19 protein-coding genes are annotated in these 14,105 nt (G+C 68.4%); 17 read left to right on the top strand and 2 right to left on the bottom strand.

All coding sequences use genetic code 11. The features are described 5' to 3' along the window. Window positions 1–37 precede the first annotated feature (37 nt). The 16 genes from ACLJO0_RS34420 to ACLJO0_RS34345 all read left to right on the top strand — a co-directional run bounded on the left by ACLJO0_RS34420 (window position 38) and on the right by ACLJO0_RS34345 (window position 11,809). On the top strand, window positions 38–1,123 hold the full coding sequence (locus tag ACLJO0_RS34420; RefSeq protein WP_125793217.1) for a PhoH family protein: 1,086 nt from the start codon (window positions 38–40) through the stop codon (window positions 1,121–1,123). Further along, the gene (ybeY, locus tag ACLJO0_RS34415; protein ID WP_125785856.1) at window positions 1,120–1,674 is read left to right on the top strand and encodes an rRNA maturation RNase YbeY; all 555 of its coding nucleotides are present in this window, start codon (window positions 1,120–1,122) and stop codon (window positions 1,672–1,674) included. The genes ACLJO0_RS34420 and ybeY overlap by 4 nt, the downstream gene beginning before the upstream one ends. A gap of 2 nt (window positions 1,675–1,676) precedes the next feature. Continuing rightward, window positions 1,677–3,029 carry a hemolysin family protein gene (locus tag ACLJO0_RS34410; protein ID WP_410583222.1) on the top strand — a complete coding sequence of 451 codons (1,353 nt, stop codon included), beginning with the start codon at window positions 1,677–1,679 and terminating at the stop codon, window positions 3,027–3,029. After that, on the top strand, window positions 3,022–3,348 hold the full coding sequence (locus ACLJO0_RS34405; protein WP_410583221.1) for a cytidine deaminase: 327 nt from the start codon (window positions 3,022–3,024) through the stop codon (window positions 3,346–3,348). The genes ACLJO0_RS34410 and ACLJO0_RS34405 overlap by 8 nt, the downstream gene beginning before the upstream one ends. Beyond that, window positions 3,348–4,247 carry a GTPase Era gene (gene era / locus ACLJO0_RS34400; RefSeq protein WP_125785853.1) on the top strand — a complete coding sequence of 300 codons (900 nt, stop codon included), beginning with the start codon at window positions 3,348–3,350 and terminating at the stop codon, window positions 4,245–4,247. The genes ACLJO0_RS34405 and era overlap by 1 nt, the downstream gene beginning before the upstream one ends. A 156-nt stretch (window positions 4,248–4,403) precedes the next feature. Further along, on the top strand, window positions 4,404–4,745 hold the full coding sequence (locus tag ACLJO0_RS34395; RefSeq protein WP_410583219.1) for a CD225/dispanin family protein: 342 nt from the start codon (window positions 4,404–4,406) through the stop codon (window positions 4,743–4,745). Window positions 4,746–4,770: 25 nt separating this feature from the next. Then, window positions 4,771–5,121: a CD225/dispanin family protein gene (locus ACLJO0_RS34390; protein ID WP_007034859.1), complete on the top strand. Its 351-nt coding sequence runs from the start codon at window positions 4,771–4,773 to the stop codon at window positions 5,119–5,121. Next, a complete protein-coding gene (locus tag ACLJO0_RS34385; RefSeq protein WP_125785851.1) occupies window positions 5,118–5,570 on the top strand; it encodes a DUF2752 domain-containing protein in 453 nt (150 codons plus the stop codon). The genes ACLJO0_RS34390 and ACLJO0_RS34385 overlap by 4 nt, the downstream gene beginning before the upstream one ends. A 147-nt stretch (window positions 5,571–5,717) precedes the next feature. Further along, window positions 5,718–6,944 carry an RDD family protein gene (locus ACLJO0_RS34380; protein WP_410583217.1) on the top strand — a complete coding sequence of 409 codons (1,227 nt, stop codon included), beginning with the start codon at window positions 5,718–5,720 and terminating at the stop codon, window positions 6,942–6,944. 54 nt (window positions 6,945–6,998) lie between these two features. Further along, window positions 6,999–7,475 carry a CD225/dispanin family protein gene (locus tag ACLJO0_RS34375; protein ID WP_125799701.1) on the top strand — a complete coding sequence of 159 codons (477 nt, stop codon included), beginning with the start codon at window positions 6,999–7,001 and terminating at the stop codon, window positions 7,473–7,475. A gap of 38 nt (window positions 7,476–7,513) precedes the next feature. Next, window positions 7,514–7,945, top strand: a complete 432-nt coding sequence (locus ACLJO0_RS34370) for a CD225/dispanin family protein (RefSeq protein ID WP_125793224.1) — start codon at window positions 7,514–7,516, stop codon at window positions 7,943–7,945. 49 nt (window positions 7,946–7,994) lie between these two features. Continuing rightward, entirely contained in the window at window positions 7,995–8,756 is a 762-nt protein-coding gene (gene recO / locus ACLJO0_RS34365; protein ID WP_125793225.1) for a DNA repair protein RecO, read from the top strand. A gap of 39 nt (window positions 8,757–8,795) precedes the next feature. Further along, complete coding sequence (locus ACLJO0_RS34360; protein ID WP_125793226.1) at window positions 8,796–9,617, top strand: isoprenyl transferase; 822 nt, start codon at window positions 8,796–8,798, stop codon at window positions 9,615–9,617. Beyond that, complete coding sequence (locus tag ACLJO0_RS34355) at window positions 9,614–10,036, top strand: hypothetical protein (protein WP_125793227.1); 423 nt, start codon at window positions 9,614–9,616, stop codon at window positions 10,034–10,036. Before ACLJO0_RS34360 ends, ACLJO0_RS34355 begins: the two co-directional genes overlap by 4 nt. A 37-nt stretch (window positions 10,037–10,073) precedes the next feature. Continuing rightward, window positions 10,074–11,087: a permease gene (locus ACLJO0_RS34350; RefSeq protein WP_410583215.1), complete on the top strand. Its 1,014-nt coding sequence runs from the start codon at window positions 10,074–10,076 to the stop codon at window positions 11,085–11,087. Next, entirely contained in the window at window positions 11,084–11,809 is a 726-nt protein-coding gene (locus ACLJO0_RS34345; protein WP_410583213.1) for a TIGR03943 family putative permease subunit, read from the top strand. The genes ACLJO0_RS34350 and ACLJO0_RS34345 overlap by 4 nt, the downstream gene beginning before the upstream one ends. Window positions 11,810–11,962: 153 nt before the next feature. Here the strand turns inward: ACLJO0_RS34345 and ACLJO0_RS34340 are convergent, their stop codons facing one another. Together ACLJO0_RS34340 and ACLJO0_RS34335 are read right to left on the bottom strand one after the other, a co-directional pair. Then, entirely contained in the window at window positions 11,963–12,376 is a 414-nt protein-coding gene (locus ACLJO0_RS34340; protein ID WP_034316411.1) for a Fur family transcriptional regulator, read from the bottom strand. Between the two features lie 2 nt (window positions 12,377–12,378). After that, window positions 12,379–12,762 carry an ArsR/SmtB family transcription factor gene (locus tag ACLJO0_RS34335; RefSeq protein ID WP_101613013.1) on the bottom strand — a complete coding sequence of 128 codons (384 nt, stop codon included), beginning with the start codon at window positions 12,760–12,762 and terminating at the stop codon, window positions 12,379–12,381. 267 nt (window positions 12,763–13,029) lie between these two features. On the opposite strand from ACLJO0_RS34335, the gene ACLJO0_RS34330 reads away from it, so the two are divergent. Then, the gene (locus tag ACLJO0_RS34330; RefSeq protein ID WP_410583211.1) at window positions 13,030–14,103 is read left to right on the top strand and encodes a hypothetical protein; all 1,074 of its coding nucleotides are present in this window, start codon (window positions 13,030–13,032) and stop codon (window positions 14,101–14,103) included. The last annotated feature ends 2 nt before the right edge of the window (window positions 14,104–14,105 follow it).

Here is a 14,105-nt window from a genome sequence, read left to right as displayed (position 1 = left end):
ATCGCAGCGTAAGCGCAGGAAGTAGGCCAGAGGCCACGTGGCCGGAACCGTACCGGGTGAAGCCGCCCGACCCGACGTTCCCACGGACGTCACCCCGACGAAGGCCGACGAGGCCGCTGTCATCGAAGCGGCCCAGTCCCGATTCCCCATCCCCGAAGCCGCCGCGCTCAGCCTGCTCGGCTCGAGGGACGAAAACCTCCGCGTCGCCGAAGAACTTCTCGCCGCCGACGTCCACGTCCGGGGCAACGAGGTCACCCTGACCGGCGCCCCCGCCGACGTCGCCTTCGCCGAACGTGTCTTCGCCGAACTCGTGACGCTCGCCGGCCGCGGCCAGCAGGTCGACCCGGCCACCGTCCGCCGCACCGTCGGCATGCTCTCCACCGGTGACCACGAGTCACCGGCCGAAGTGCTGAGCATGAACATCATCTCCCGGCGCGGCAAGACGATCCGGCCCAAGACGCTGAACCAGAAGCGCTACGTCGACGCCATCGACAAGCACACCATCGTGTTCGGCATCGGCCCCGCCGGTACCGGCAAGACGTACCTCGCGATGGCCAAGGCCGTCCAGGCACTGCAGGCCAAGCAGGTCACCCGCATCGTGCTGACGCGCCCCGCGGTCGAAGCGGGCGAGCGCCTCGGCTACCTGCCGGGCACGCTCAACGAGAAGATCGACCCGTACCTGCGCCCGCTCTACGACGCGCTGCACGACATGGTCGAGCCCGAGTCGATCCCGCGGCTGATGCAGGCGGGCACCATCGAGATCGCGCCGCTCGCGTACATGCGCGGCCGCACCCTCAACGACGCCTTCATCATCCTCGACGAAGCGCAGAACACCACGCCGGAACAGATGAAGATGTTCCTCACCCGGCTCGGGTTCGGCGCCAAGATCGTCGTCACCGGTGACATCACCCAGGTCGACCTCCCCACCGGCCAGAAGAGCGGCCTGCGGGTGGTCCGCGACATCCTCGAAGGTGTCGAAGACCTGCACTTCGCCCAGCTCACCAGCCAGGACGTGGTGCGGCACAGGCTCGTCGGCGACATCGTCGACGCGTACGAGAAGTGGCAGGCGCTGCAGGACAGCCAGGACAAGGGCAACGGTTGGAAGGGTCAGCGGCGGTCATGAGCATCGAGATCGCCAATGAGTCCGGCGTGAACGTCGACGAGACGTCGATCGTGTCGGCCGCCCGCTTCGCGCTCGACAAGATGGAGGTCAGCCCGCTCGCCGAGCTGTCCATCCTGCTCGTCACCCTCGAGGTGATGGAGGACCTGCACGAACGGTGGATGGACCTGCCCGGTCCCACCGACGTGATGGCCTTCCCGATGGACGAGCTCGACTCGTCGCGCCGCCCCGACGCGCCCGACGCCTCACCCGCGCTGCTCGGTGACATCGTGCTGTGCCCGGCGTTCGCGAAGGACCAGGCCAAGACGGCGGGCCATTCGCTGATGGACGAGCTGCACCTGCTCACCACGCACGGCGTGCTGCACCTGCTCGGCTACGACCACGCCGAACCCGCCGAGGAACGCGAGATGTTCGGTCTGCAGAAGCGGATCCTCGGCGAGTTCCAGGCCGCCGTGGCCGCGGTGAACAGGCGCGACGCGCAGCGCACCGCGGACGACAGGCTCCTCGGCACCGCCGGTCTCGACACCGTGCCCGCCGACGAACCCCCCGCCTAGAAATGGGTAGTCCCACGGCCCTGCTGGTCATCGCCATCGCGCTGATCCTGCTCGCCGGGGTGTTCGCGGCCGCCGACGCGGCGGTCAGCACGGTCTCCAAAGCCCGTGCCGACGGCCTCGTCCGGCTCGGCCGCCCCGGCGCGCGTCAGCTCGCGCTGGTCATCGCCGAACGCCGCCGCCACATCAACCTGATCCTGCTGCTGCGGATGACCTGCGAGCTGACCGCCACGGTGCTGGTCACCGTCGACATCCTCCGCTGGATCGGGCCGCTGTGGCTCGCCATCGTCGTCGCGGCGGGGGTGATGGTCGTGGTGAGTTACGTGCTCATCGGGGTCGGCCCGCGCACCCTCGGCCGCCAGCACCCGTACCGGATCGGTCTCGTCGTCGCGGGTCCCGTCCGCGTCCTCGGCTCGATCCTCGGCCCGCTCAGCAGGCTGCTGATCGTCCTCGGTAACGCGATCACCCCCGGCCGCGGCTTCCGGGAAGGCCCGTTCACCTCCGAAGTCGAACTGCGTGAGCTGGTCGACCTCGCCCAGGAACGCGGCGTCGTCGAGGAATCCGAACGCGAGATGATCCACTCGGTGTTCGAACTCGGCGACACCGTCGCGCGCGAGGTCATGGTGCCGCGGACGGAGATCGTCTGGATCGAGCACGACAAGACCGTGCGCCAGGCGCTCGCGCTGGCCCTGCGCACCGGGTTCACCCGGCTGCCGGTGATCGGCGACTCCGTCGACGATGTCGTCGGCGTGGTCAACATCAAGGACCTCATGCCCGCGTACATGGCCGAGGGCGGTTCGCAGCGGCAGGTCGAGGAGCTGATGAACCCGGCGAGCTTCGTGCCGGACTCGAAGCGGCTCGACGATCTGCTCAAGGAGATGCAGGTCTCGCACAACCACATGGCGATCGCCGTCGACGAGTACGGCGGCACCGCCGGCCTGCTCACCATCGAGGACGTCCTCGAGGAGATCGTCGGCGAGATCACCGACGAATCAGACACCGACGAGCGTCCCGAGGTCGAAGAGCTCGAAAACGGCGCGGTCCGCGTGTCGTCCCGGCTCTCGATCGACGACCTCGGCGAACTGTTCGGGATCGATCTCGAAGACCATGACGTGGAGACCGTGGGCGGACTGCTCGCCGAGCGACTGGGTAGGGTCCCGCTGCCGGGGGCCGAAGCCGAGGTCGCCGGACTTCGGCTGTTCGCCGAAGGCGGTAAGGACCGGCGCGGGCGGATGCGGATCACCACGGTGGTCGTCCACCCCGCCCACGCGGACGCGGTGACCGACGCAGCCCAGGGCAGGCGTCGCACCCGGGTCCCGCAGCCCGATGAAAGTGACAGGAGTGTCGAACATGCCTGAGCTGGACGCCGAGGACCAGAAGCTGGTGACCCTGGCCAGGTCCGCGCGAGCCCGCACCCAGGCCGCCGAGGGCGCCGCGCTTCGCGACACCGACGGCCGCACCTACGCGGCGAGCACGGTCGACCAGCCGTCGTTCCAACTCACCGCGCTGCAGGCCGCCGTCGCCGCCGCCGTTTCGAGCGGAGCCGAAGGAATCGAGGCCGCCGTCGTGGTCACCGCCGAAGGCCTGCTCAAGGAGGCGTCCGTGCAGGCGGTGCGTGACATCGCCGAAAAGGCCCCGGTCTATCTCGCGGATCCCAGTGGCAAGGTGCTGAGCTGATGGCCGAGCCGCACCGTTCCGGTTTCGCCTGCTTCGTCGGGCGGCCCAACGCGGGCAAGTCCACGCTGACCAACGCGCTCGTCGGCAGCAAGGTGGCGATCACCTCCAGCAAACCGCAGACCACCCGGCACGCCATCCGCGGTATCGTCCACCGCGACGACGCCCAGCTGGTGATCATCGACACACCGGGGCTGCACCGGCCGAGGACACTGCTCGGCGAGCGGCTCAACGACATCGTCCACTCGACATGGTCCGAAGTGGACGTTGTCGGACTTTGCGTGCCCGCCAACGAAAAAGTCGGTCCCGGTGACCGGTTCATCGCCGCCGAACTGAAGAAGATCGCCAAGCGGACCCCGGTGATCGGCGTGGTCACCAAGACGGATCTCGTGAAACCCGAGCAGGTCGCCGAGCAGTTGCTCGCCCTGCAGGAGGTCATGGAGTTCGCCGAGCTGATCCCGGTGTCCGCTGTGGACGGTTTCCAGGTCGGCGCGCTCTCGGATCTGCTGGTACGGCACCTTCCCGAAGGCCCACAGCTGTATCCGGGCGGCGAACTCACCGACGAGCCCGAGCAGACCCTGGTCGCCGAGCTGATCCGCGAGGCCGCGCTGGAAGGTGTCCGGGACGAGCTTCCGCACTCGATCGCCGTCACCGTCGAGGAAATGCTGCCGCACGAGGGCAGGGACGACATGATCGACGTGCACGCGTTCCTCTATGTGGAACGACCGAGCCAGAAGGGCATCATCCTCGGGCACAAGGGTGAGCGGCTCAAGGACGTCGGCGCCCGCGCGCGGCAGCAGATCGAGGGGCTTCTCGGCACGAAGGTCTACCTCGACCTGCACATCAAGGTCGCCAAAGAGTGGCAGCGCGACCCCCGTCAGTTGCGACGGCTGGGCTTCTGACTGAACGGAATGTCTCGATTCGGTCGCGGAGACCGGTTGATGATGTGGAACCGGACGGGTGACCTTAGAGTCTCAACCCTTGACTCCGGTGATCGCTGATCGGGCGGCGCGCCCGGGTCGTAGTTCTGCATCTCATTCGTGAAGGGAAAGCGGTAAATGACCGACAACCAGGGCCTGCCCAACTACTCCGGCGACCCTCAGGGCGGTGGCGGCTTCAACAACCCCGGCCCGCCGCCCAACAACAACCTGGTGTGGGCCATCCTCACCACGATCCTGTGCTGCCTGCCCTTCGGCATCGTCGCCATCGTCAAGGCGAACCAGGTGAACACCCTCTGGGCGCAGGGCCAGCCCGCCGCGGCGCAGGAAGCGGCCGACGCCGCCAAGAAGTGGTCGATCATCGCCGCCATCGTCGGTGTCGTGATCGGCATCCTCTACCTTGTTCTCGTCGTCGCCCTGGGTGTCTTCTCGGCCTCAGTCGACGTGAACAACTACCGCTGATCGAGGCGATCGAGGGGGAGACCTCATGACCGACCAATACCCGAACTACCCGCCCCCGGGCGGGCCTCCGCCGCAGCAGCCGTATTACGGTGGCATGCCGAATTACGGTCCCCCGCCGGACAACAACCTGGTGTGGGCCATTCTCTGCACGGTGTTGTGCTGCTTGCCGCTGGGTATCGTGGCGATCGTGAAGTCGAGCCAGGTGCAGACGTTGTGGTCACAGGGTTTCCACGCGGAAGCCCAGAAGGCCGCCGACGACGCGAAGAAGTGGTCCATGTGGGGAGCGATCGCCACCGGTGGACTTTTCCTGCTGTACATCATCTTCATCGTGGTGATGGTCATCATCGGCGCGTCGGCGGGAAGCTTCACGCCGTGACGACGTCCGTCTACACGGGATTCCCGGCGCGCGGGTTCAAAGCAAGGGCCCGCGCGCTGGGGCCGCCCCTGGCCATCGCGGCCGGCGCCGGCCTCGGCTGCGTCGTCCTCTGGCTGGGTGATCCCACCACTCCGGGCGGACCGCTTCCGGTCTGTCCCACCAAGTCATTACTGGGCATCGCCTGCCCCGGCTGCGGTGGCATGCGCATGGTCTACAGCGCGCTGCACGGGGACATCCCCGCCGCGCTGCACTACAACGCGGTGTCCTTTGTGGTCGTTCTGCTGCTCGTCTGGAGCACCGCCGCCTGGGCGGTGGGCAGACTTCGCGGCCGGGCCGTGAACAGCTGGCTGCACTGGCGCTGGACACCGCTCGCGTTCGGCGTCGTGTTCGTCGTCTGGTTCATCATCCGTAACCTGCCCTTCGCCCCGTTCACCTCGCTCTACGTCTGAGTGCCGGGCCGAGGCCCGGATCGTCGGTGGTACCGAGTACGCTCCCGCGCACCGGTCTGCTCGGCGTATACCCATGCCGTACATTCAGCCCGGGTCGCCGCACGAGGCCCCGTGCGCCAGGGGCGAGGAACCAGCGAGGGGATTTCGATGACCACTCCCTACGGCCAGCAGCCGCCGGGACAGCAGCCGCCGCCCGGGTCCGGGCCCGCGCCGGGGGACGGGCAGTCACCGCAGCCGCAGCAGCCGTTCGGACAGCCGCCGTCGGGAGAACAGCCCTCACCATTCGGGCAGCAGCCATCCGGCGAGCAGCCTTCGCCGTTCGGCCAGCAGCAGCCGCACGCTCCCCAGAGTGACCAGTCTTCGCCGTTCGGGCAGCCGCCGCAGGCTCCGTTCGGGCAGCAGCCGCAGCAACCGGGCCAGCCGTTCGGCGCGCAGCAGCAGCAGCAGCCGTTCGGGCAGCAGCCCCCGCAGTCTTCGCCGTTCGGTCAGCAGCCCGGCCAGCCTTCGCCGTTCGGCCAGGCCGCCCAGTTCGGCCCGCAGACCGACTACGCCCACTGGGGCCTTCGCGCGGGCGCGACCCTCATCGACTTCGGCCCGATCGTCGTGCTCCCGATCATCGGCATGATCATTTCGGCGACAGGGCTTCGCACGGTCGGCCTGTTCATCGCCGGTCTCGGTTATCTCGCCGGATTCGGCTGGACCGTCTACAACCGATGGATCCGGATGGGCACCACCGGCCAGTCCCTCGGCAAGAAGATCCTGAAGATCAAGCTCGTCCGCGAGGCCGACGGGCAGCCGATCGGGCCGCTGATGGCCTTCGTCCGGGACCTGTGCCACAACCTCGACGGCTGGATCTGCGGCCTCGGTTACCTCTGGCCGCTGTGGGACGAGAAGAAGCAGACGTTCGCCGACAAGATCCTCAGCACCGTCGTCGTCCCGGGCGAAGCCGCCGCGGTCGCGGCGGCACCTTTCGGCCAGAACCCGGGATTCCCCGCGCCGCCGCCTTCTTCGCCGTCGTTCCCCGCGCAGCCCTCGCCGTTCGGCCAGCAGCCGCAGCAGCAGCCGTTCGGCGCGCAGCAGCAGCCGTCCCCGTTCGGGCAGCAGGCCCAGCAGCCGCAGCCGTTCGGGCAGCAGCCGTCCCAGCCGTTCGGTCAGCAGCCGCAGGGAACCGCGGCGCCGTCCCCGGAGTCCCAGCCGGGACCGGCCTTGGGCGAGGCCGAGCCGACTCAGGTCCTTCGCCCCGGCCAGCCGCCTCAGCAGGCGCCGTCCGGGTTCGACGAAGCCGAGCCGACGCAGAAGATCACGCCGGAGCAGCTGAGGCAGCAGTTGCCAGGAGCGGACGGGTCGAACGGGCCCGGCACACCGCAGCAGTAAGGAACGACCGGCGGGATCCACCCGCCGGGAAGCACGACACAAGTGGGGAACCCGATGACGAACCCGTACGGCCAGCAGCCCGGCCCCGGCCAGCAGCAGCCCTATGGCCAGCAGCCTCAGCCCGGATACGGACCCCCGTCCGGCGCCACGCCCGCGCCGTACGGTCAGCCGTCCGGTGCGAACCCGATGCCGTACGGCCAGCCGGCGCCCTATGGCCAGCCCGCGCCGTACGGTCAGCCCGCGCCGTATGGCGCTCCGGGTGGCATGCCCGGTGGCGGTGGCGACATCAATTCGATCCCGGACTACAAGGGCTGGGCGATCGGCTGCATCTTCCTCTGCTGGATCATCGCGATCTTCGCGATCATGAAGTCCAACGAGGTCAACACCTACAAGATGCAGGGCAACTACGCCGCCGCCATGGACGCGTCGAAGTCGACGAAGACCATGTGCATGATCGCGTCGATCATCGGCGGCGTCGGCTGCCTGTTCTCCATCCTCTGGATCATCCTGGCCGCCGCGACGGCGTTCTAGCCCGACCGTAGAACGAAAGAACAACGAGGACCACTTTCATGACCAACCCTTACGGCCAGCAGCAGCCCTACGGACAGCAGCCCGGCTACGGGCCGCCGTCCGGCGGCATGCCCGCTCCCTACGGTCAGCCGGCTCCGTACGGCCAGCCTTCTCCCTACGGTGCCCCGGGCGGTATGCCCGGTGGCGGTGGCGACATCAACGCCATCAAGGACTACAAGGGCTGGGCGATCGGCTGCATCTTCCTCTGCTGGATCATCGCGATCTTCGCGATCATGAAGTCCAACGAGGTCAACACCTACAAGATGCAGGGCAACTACGCCGCCGCCGCGGACGCGTCGCGGTCCACGAGGACCATGTGCATGATCGCGTCGATCATCGGTGGGCTCGGCTGCGTCTTCGCCATCGTGATGATCATCATCTCGATCGTCGCGGCCTCGTCCGTGCCCAGCTGCTACGGGCGCTACTGCTGATTCCGGGGCACACCACCCCGATGTCGGTCCCGGGTGGGACGATGTCGGGGTGGTGAACCTCTATCGCGACACCGGGGTGGTGTTGCGGACGCACAAGCTGGGTGAGGCCGACCGGATCGTCACCCTGCTCACGCGACGGCACGGCAAGGTCCGTGCGGTCGCGAAAGGCGTGCGTCGGACGTCCTCGCGCTTCGGCGCGCGGCTGGAGCCGTTCGGCCACGTCGACGTCCAGTTCTACACCGGCCGCTCCCTGGATGTGATCACCCAGGTCGAGACGGTCGACGCCTTCGCGTTGCCGCTGGTGGCCGATTACCAGCGCTACACCGCCGCGAGCGCCATCGCCGAGACGGCGGACCGGTTGTCCGCCGAAGAGGGCGAGCCGGTACTCAAGCTCTACATGCTCGTCGTCGGCGCCCTTCGCGCTCTCGCGGGAGGTGAACGTGACAGTTCCCTCGTGCTCGACGCCTTCTTCCTGCGGGCCATGGCCTATGCCGGCTGGGCGCCCGCGATCACCGAATGCGCCCGATGTGGCCTGCCGGGTCCGCACAAGGCGTTCAGCGTGTCGGCCGGCGGCTCGATGTGCCCGGATTGCCGGGTTCCCGGCTGTGTGCACCCCTCCCACGAGGTGCTGACCCTGCTCGCCGCGCTTCTGCACGGCGAATGGCCGGTGGCCGAAGCGTCGCAGCCGGTGCCGAGGCGTGACGCGTCCGGACTGGTCGCGGCGCATCTGCAATGGCATCTGGAGCGCCAGTTGCGCTCGCTGCCGCTGGTGGAGAGGCGTGCTCGGGAGAGCACCACCGGAGCGCAGTAGGGTCGCAGGCACAGGTTCACTCGATCAGGAGGCTCGAAGGTGCTGCGCAGGGGACGCGAGAACAAGGCGTCACAATTCGAACTTCGCGCGCCGGAGCCGCATCCGTCCGGTGCCCGGCCGCCGGAGATCCCCCGGGAACTCCTCCCGAAGCATGTCGCGCTGGTGATGGACGGCAACGGCCGCTGGGCCAACCAGCGGGGACTGCCGCGCATCGAGGGCCACAAACGCGGCGAAGCGGTGATGATCGACGTCGCCAGCGGTGCCGTGGAACTCGGCGTCAAATGGCTGTCGGTGTACGCCTTCTCCACCGAAAACTGGAAGCGGAGCCCGGAAGAGGTCCGCTTCCTGATGGGCTTCAACCGCGACACCATCCGTCGTCAGGTCGACTACCTCGGCTCGATCGGCGTCCGCATCCGCTGGGCGGGCCGCCGTCCCAAGCTGTGGGCGAGCGTGATCAAGGAACTGCAGGTCGCCGAGGAGAAGACCAAGAACAACACGGCACTGAACATGACCATGTGCGTCAACTACGGCGGCCGCGCCGAACTGGGCGACGCCATGCGGCGGATCGCGCAGGACGTCGCCGACGGGAAGCTGAACCCGGACAAGGTCACCGAGAAGACCATCGGCAAGTACCTGTACCAGCCCGACATGCCGGACGTGGACCTCTTCCTGCGGCCGTCGGGGGAGCAGCGGACGTCGAACTTCCTGCTCTGGCAGTCGGCCTACGCCGAGATGGTCTACCAGGACACGCTCTTCCCGGACTTCGACCGCACCCACCTTTGGCGGGCGTGCCTCGAGTTCGCGAAACGGGACCGCCGCTTCGGCGGGGCCATCGACAAGGCTTCCGAAGGGACCTCATGACCACCGAAGCAGCCGATACGGCGGCGTTGCTGACGTCGGCACGGGAAGCCCTCGAGCGCTATCTCGAAGTCCACGTCGACGACGACGGCGCACTGACCTTCTCGCACGCGGACGTCCCGTGTGTCATCCAGGCGACCCGGCTGGCCGAAGGGCTGACCGTGCTGAGCCTGACCTGCGTGGTGGCCTGGGACCTGCCGGACGATCCGGCGATCGCGGCCTCGGCGGCGGAACGTGCCGGACAGGGCCTGTTCGGCACGCTCGGCGTCGTGCGGTCGGAGAAGGGCATCGACATCACGCTGAGGTACGCGTTTCCGGCCGAGGGCATGGACGCCTCGCCGCTCGGGACGCTGCTCATGCTGGTCGTCTCCACCGCGTCGCAGCTGCGCTCCGACCTCCTGGGCACCGCCACCGGGGACTGACCGTCTCCACACAGGGTCACCTGGCATCATCTCGCGCATGGAAACCATTTCCAGAAGCGCCCCGGAGAAACCGGCCCGGCGGTTCAAGATCACCTCGATCGAGGTGCTCTGCGCGATCCTGCTGATCGCGATCCTCGGGCAGAGCTGGCTCCAGCAGGTGTTCGACGTGCCCGCGCTGCGGACCGGCTCGACGGTGTTCGTCGCCGTCTGCGTGCAGGCACTGCCGTTCCTGGTGCTCGGGGTGCTGATCAGTGGCGCGATCGCGGCGTTCGTGCCCGCGCGGGTGCTGAAGAAGGTGCTTCCCCGCCGAGCCGGTGCCGCGGTCGGTGTCGCGGGGCTGGCCGGGGTCGCCCTGCCGGGTTGTGAATGCGCGTCGGTGCCCGTCGCGCGGCGGCTGATCGGCCAGGGTGTCGCGCCCGCGGCCGCGCTGACGTTCCTGCTGGCCGCGCCCGCGGTGAACCCGGTGGTCCTGGTCGCGACGGCGGTGGCGTTCCCCGGGAACCCGGAAATGGTGTTCGCCCGGTTCGCCGGTTCGCTCGCCACGGCGATGGTGATGGGCTGGCTGTGGGCGAAGTGGGGCAAGCTCGACTGGATCGCGGAGCGCGCGCTGCGGCGCATGCCGGACGTCCAGCACGGTTCGCGGTGGAAGACCTTCGCCGAGACCGCGCGGGCGGATCTCGTCGAGGCGGGCGGTTTCCTCGTGCTCGGCGCGATGATCGCCGCCGCGATGAACGTGCTGGTGCCCGCCAAATGGTTCGGCGTGCTCGGCGAGCAGATCGTGCTCGGGGTGCTGGTGATGGCCGTGCTCGCCGTCGTGCTGGCCCTGTGCAGTGAGGCCGACGCCTTCGTCGCCGCGTCGCTGACCGCGATGCCGCTGCTGCCGAAACTGGTGTTCCTGGTGGTCGGGCCCGCGATCGACGTCAAACTGTTCGCTTTGCAGACCGGCACCTTCGGCAAATCCTTCGCGATGCGGTTCGCGCCCGTGACGTTCGTCGTCGCGCTGTCCTGCGCCGTCGTCTCCGGCATGCTCATCCTCGGAGGTGGCGCGTGAAACGCGAGACCCAGAACATCCTGCTGATCCTGCTCGGCGGCGCCCTGCTCAAGATCACGATCAACGGCGACTACCTGCGCTACGTCAAACCCGCGCAGCAGCCGTGGATCATCGCGGGCGGCGCGGTGATGGTCACGCTGGGCGCGATCGCGATCGTCCGTGACCTGCTGGCCGCGCGGGCCGCCGCCGTCGTGTCCGGCGATGTCCACGCGCACGAGCACAACACCCGTTCGGCCTGGCTGCTGATGGTGCCGGTGCTGGCCGTCTTCCTGGTCGCGCCGCCCGCGCTGGGCGCCGATTCGGTGACCCGCACCGAGGCCAGGGCGCCGCAAAGCGCTTCGGCGAGTAACGCGGCCGCCTTCCCGCCCCTGCCCGCCGGCGACGTGGTTCCGTTGGAGGTCAACGAGTTCGTCAGCCGCGCGGGGTGGGACAAAAGCGGGAGCCTGAACGGGCGGCCGGTGCGGCTGTCCGGGTTCGTCGTGCACAACGAGGGCAACACGATGCTGGCCAGGATGGTGATCGGCTGCTGCGCCGCCGACGCCTTCCCGATCACCGTGCGGCTCGTGGGCCAAGACGTGGCGGGCTTCCGCGACGACACCTGGCTGGAGGTGACCGGGACGGTCGTGCCGGGCACCGCGGTGCGGGAGAACAGCTACATGCCGGACTTGACGCTCACCTCGGTGCGGCAGGTGCCGGCGCCGAAGGACCCCTACGAGTACTGACCCGGAAGCCCCTTCATTGCAGCTTTTTGCCCTGGTCGGCGGCCGCGAGAAGGCCCCTTCACGGGAGTCACGCCGAGCACTGAGCCGGATGCTATGAAAGGTCCTTTCCTTGCAAAATTTGCAAGGAAAGGACCTTTCATAGCGCCTGGGGTGTCAGTGGTTCGAGCAGGTCCCGACGATCTCCACGGTGTGGCTGATGTCCGAGAACCCGTGCTCCGAGGCGATCTTCTCCGCCCACCGCTCCACGGCCGGTCCCTCGACCTCGACGGTGCTGCCGCAGATCCGGCACACCAGGTGATGGTGGTGGTGCGACGAACAGCGCCGGTAGATGGCCTCGCCGGTGTCGGTGCGCAGGACGTCGATCTCGCCCGCCTCCGAGAGCGACTGCAGCGTCCGGTACACCGTCGTGAGCCCGATGCCGTCGCCGCGTTTGCGCAGCTCGTCGTGCAGTTCCTGGGCGGAACGGAAGTCGTCGATCTCCTTGAGCAGCTCGACCACGGCGGCCCGCTGTTTCGTCGACCGGCGTCCCGGGACCGGCGCGGAACTGTTGGCCGTCGTCGGACTCATGCTCACTTCCCCTCCTGAACGTGGGCTACGGCGTCCACCACGATATGCGCAAGGTGATCGTCGACCAGCCGGTACACCACCTCACGGCCGCGTCGCTCACCCTGTACGACCCCCGCGGTCTTCAGCACCCGCAGGTGCTGGCTGATCAGCGGCTGCGCGACATCGAGCGTGTCCACCAGTTCGTGTACGCACCTGTCCGCGTTACGCAGTTGCAGGACGATGGCGATGCGCACGGGCGCGGCGAGTGCTCTGAGCAGGTCGCCGGCGTCCGCGAGCGCGGCGGCCGAGGCCGAGGCGGCGGGCTCGGCGGGGGGACGGGCCGTCGAATGCGGTCCGGGGTCTTCCGTGAAGCCCGGGGCGGCCGAGTCCGGGGTCACCGTAGCCATCGCCGCCTCCATGTCCATCATGATTTCCGAAGTCATTGCCAGTAACAGTCCAGGCCATCTTAGTGTTCCCCGTCCCCGGCGGTCTGTTCGCCGAGCGGGGGACCACTTGGCCGCGTCGTTACTGCTCCATTCGGGTGACTTCGCGAAGAAATGACCATTCCACTTCGCATGTGGTCGCCAACGGTGCAAAGTTGTCGCGGAGCGTTTCGTCGCTTCTCGTACGCTGACGACCGCGCTCTGATGGGCCCGGAGAGGCAGTGGGGAGACATGACTCGTTTCGTGACGAAGCTGGCCGCCGCGACGGCGGCCTTCGTTTTGGCGTCGGCTCCGGGGCTCGCCTCGGCGCAGACGACACAGGCCGTCGATGAGAAGTCCGGCCCCGTGTCGTTCGCGAACGTGGCGTCCGTGCGCATCGGGAACCCGGGATCGCTGATCACCGAGACCCAGCGCTCGCCGCTGACGCCCGGCCAGTCGAAACTCTCCCCGGATCGCACCGTCGTCCCGCGTGACGACGGCGAGCGGACCACCTTCGGCAAGAAATGGGACATCAACCTGGGCCGCTACGGGGCGCAGAGCCCGTACCCGGCCGGTATCGCCAGCCGCGACCACAACGTGATCGCCGCGTTGCAGCAGACCACGGTCCCGACAGCGGTCGCGGAGAGCAACTACGCCCTCATCGACAACGGCCGCGGCGGTGCGACACCCGCCGAAAACACCGTGCTGGTGCTCGAAGGCGCGAAGAGCTCGGTGGACTGCTCGTCGCCGAGCAAGGCGACGTCGGCGACGAGCGTGAGCAAGATCTGGGTGCGTGACGAAACCGGCAAGCTTCAGCCGTCCGGTGCTTCGGGCGTCGACATCAAGGGGCTCAAGCTCGGCCCGCCCTCGACCGGCGATATCGACAAGACGGCCAGCAAGGACGACACCACCTCCGACCTGACCGTGTCCCGGGTGACCGCTTTCGACCAGCTCATCCGGCAGGACGGCTGGCGCAGCGGCGACGTGACCAAGGCGGCGGGCTGGAAGCTGGACATCGTCACGCACGTGCGTGACGACGCGGGCAAGGACCTGCGCGAGGCCCGCACGACGATCGTGCTCGGCGGCGTGAGCTGCGCGATCCCGAGGAACTTCGTGGCGAAGCCCGCCGGCGGCACGGGACCGGGTGCGGCGCCCGAGCAGCCCGCGGTGCCGGGGACGGTCCCCACGGGCGGTATCCCGCCGCAGACCGCCGACTCGACGCGGACCGTGGTCGGGCTGGGACTGCTGGGCGGCGGCATCGTGATCGGTGCCGCGGCGATGCTGTTCCTTCGCCGTCGTAAGCCCGTTCCGGTGCGGGAGAAGTAGCG

This window comes from Amycolatopsis sp. lyj-108, assembly GCF_046549005.1.
Taxonomy (GTDB): domain Bacteria; phylum Actinomycetota; class Actinomycetes; order Mycobacteriales; family Pseudonocardiaceae; genus Amycolatopsis.
Note: the sequence above shows the minus strand (reverse complement) of the source record. Positions and strands in the feature narration are given on the sequence as shown.

Excerpts from the sequence above, each read along its gene's own strand:
- ybeY (WP_125785856.1), top strand. The coding sequence starts at position 1,120 with ATGAGCATCGAGATCGCCAATGAGTCCGGCGTGAACGTCGACGAGACG.
- ACLJO0_RS34410 (WP_410583222.1), top strand. The coding sequence starts at position 1,677 with ATGGGTAGTCCCACGGCCCTGCTGGTCATCGCCATCGCGCTGATCCTG.
- ACLJO0_RS34405 (WP_410583221.1), top strand. The coding sequence starts at position 3,022 with ATGCCTGAGCTGGACGCCGAGGACCAGAAGCTGGTGACCCTGGCCAGG.
- era (WP_125785853.1), top strand. The coding sequence starts at position 3,348 with ATGGCCGAGCCGCACCGTTCCGGTTTCGCCTGCTTCGTCGGGCGGCCC.
- ACLJO0_RS34395 (WP_410583219.1), top strand. The coding sequence starts at position 4,404 with ATGACCGACAACCAGGGCCTGCCCAACTACTCCGGCGACCCTCAGGGC.
- ACLJO0_RS34390 (WP_007034859.1), top strand. The coding sequence starts at position 4,771 with ATGACCGACCAATACCCGAACTACCCGCCCCCGGGCGGGCCTCCGCCG.
- ACLJO0_RS34380 (WP_410583217.1), top strand. The coding sequence starts at position 5,718 with ATGACCACTCCCTACGGCCAGCAGCCGCCGGGACAGCAGCCGCCGCCC.
- ACLJO0_RS34375 (WP_125799701.1), top strand. The coding sequence starts at position 6,999 with ATGACGAACCCGTACGGCCAGCAGCCCGGCCCCGGCCAGCAGCAGCCC.
- ACLJO0_RS34370 (WP_125793224.1), top strand. The coding sequence starts at position 7,514 with ATGACCAACCCTTACGGCCAGCAGCAGCCCTACGGACAGCAGCCCGGC.
- ACLJO0_RS34355 (WP_125793227.1), top strand. The coding sequence starts at position 9,614 with ATGACCACCGAAGCAGCCGATACGGCGGCGTTGCTGACGTCGGCACGG.
- ACLJO0_RS34350 (WP_410583215.1), top strand. The coding sequence starts at position 10,074 with ATGGAAACCATTTCCAGAAGCGCCCCGGAGAAACCGGCCCGGCGGTTC.
- ACLJO0_RS34340 (WP_034316411.1), bottom strand. The coding sequence starts at position 12,376 with ATGAGTCCGACGACGGCCAACAGTTCCGCGCCGGTCCCGGGACGCCGG.
- ACLJO0_RS34335 (WP_101613013.1), bottom strand. The coding sequence starts at position 12,762 with ATGGCTACGGTGACCCCGGACTCGGCCGCCCCGGGCTTCACGGAAGAC.
- ACLJO0_RS34330 (WP_410583211.1), top strand. The coding sequence starts at position 13,030 with ATGACTCGTTTCGTGACGAAGCTGGCCGCCGCGACGGCGGCCTTCGTT.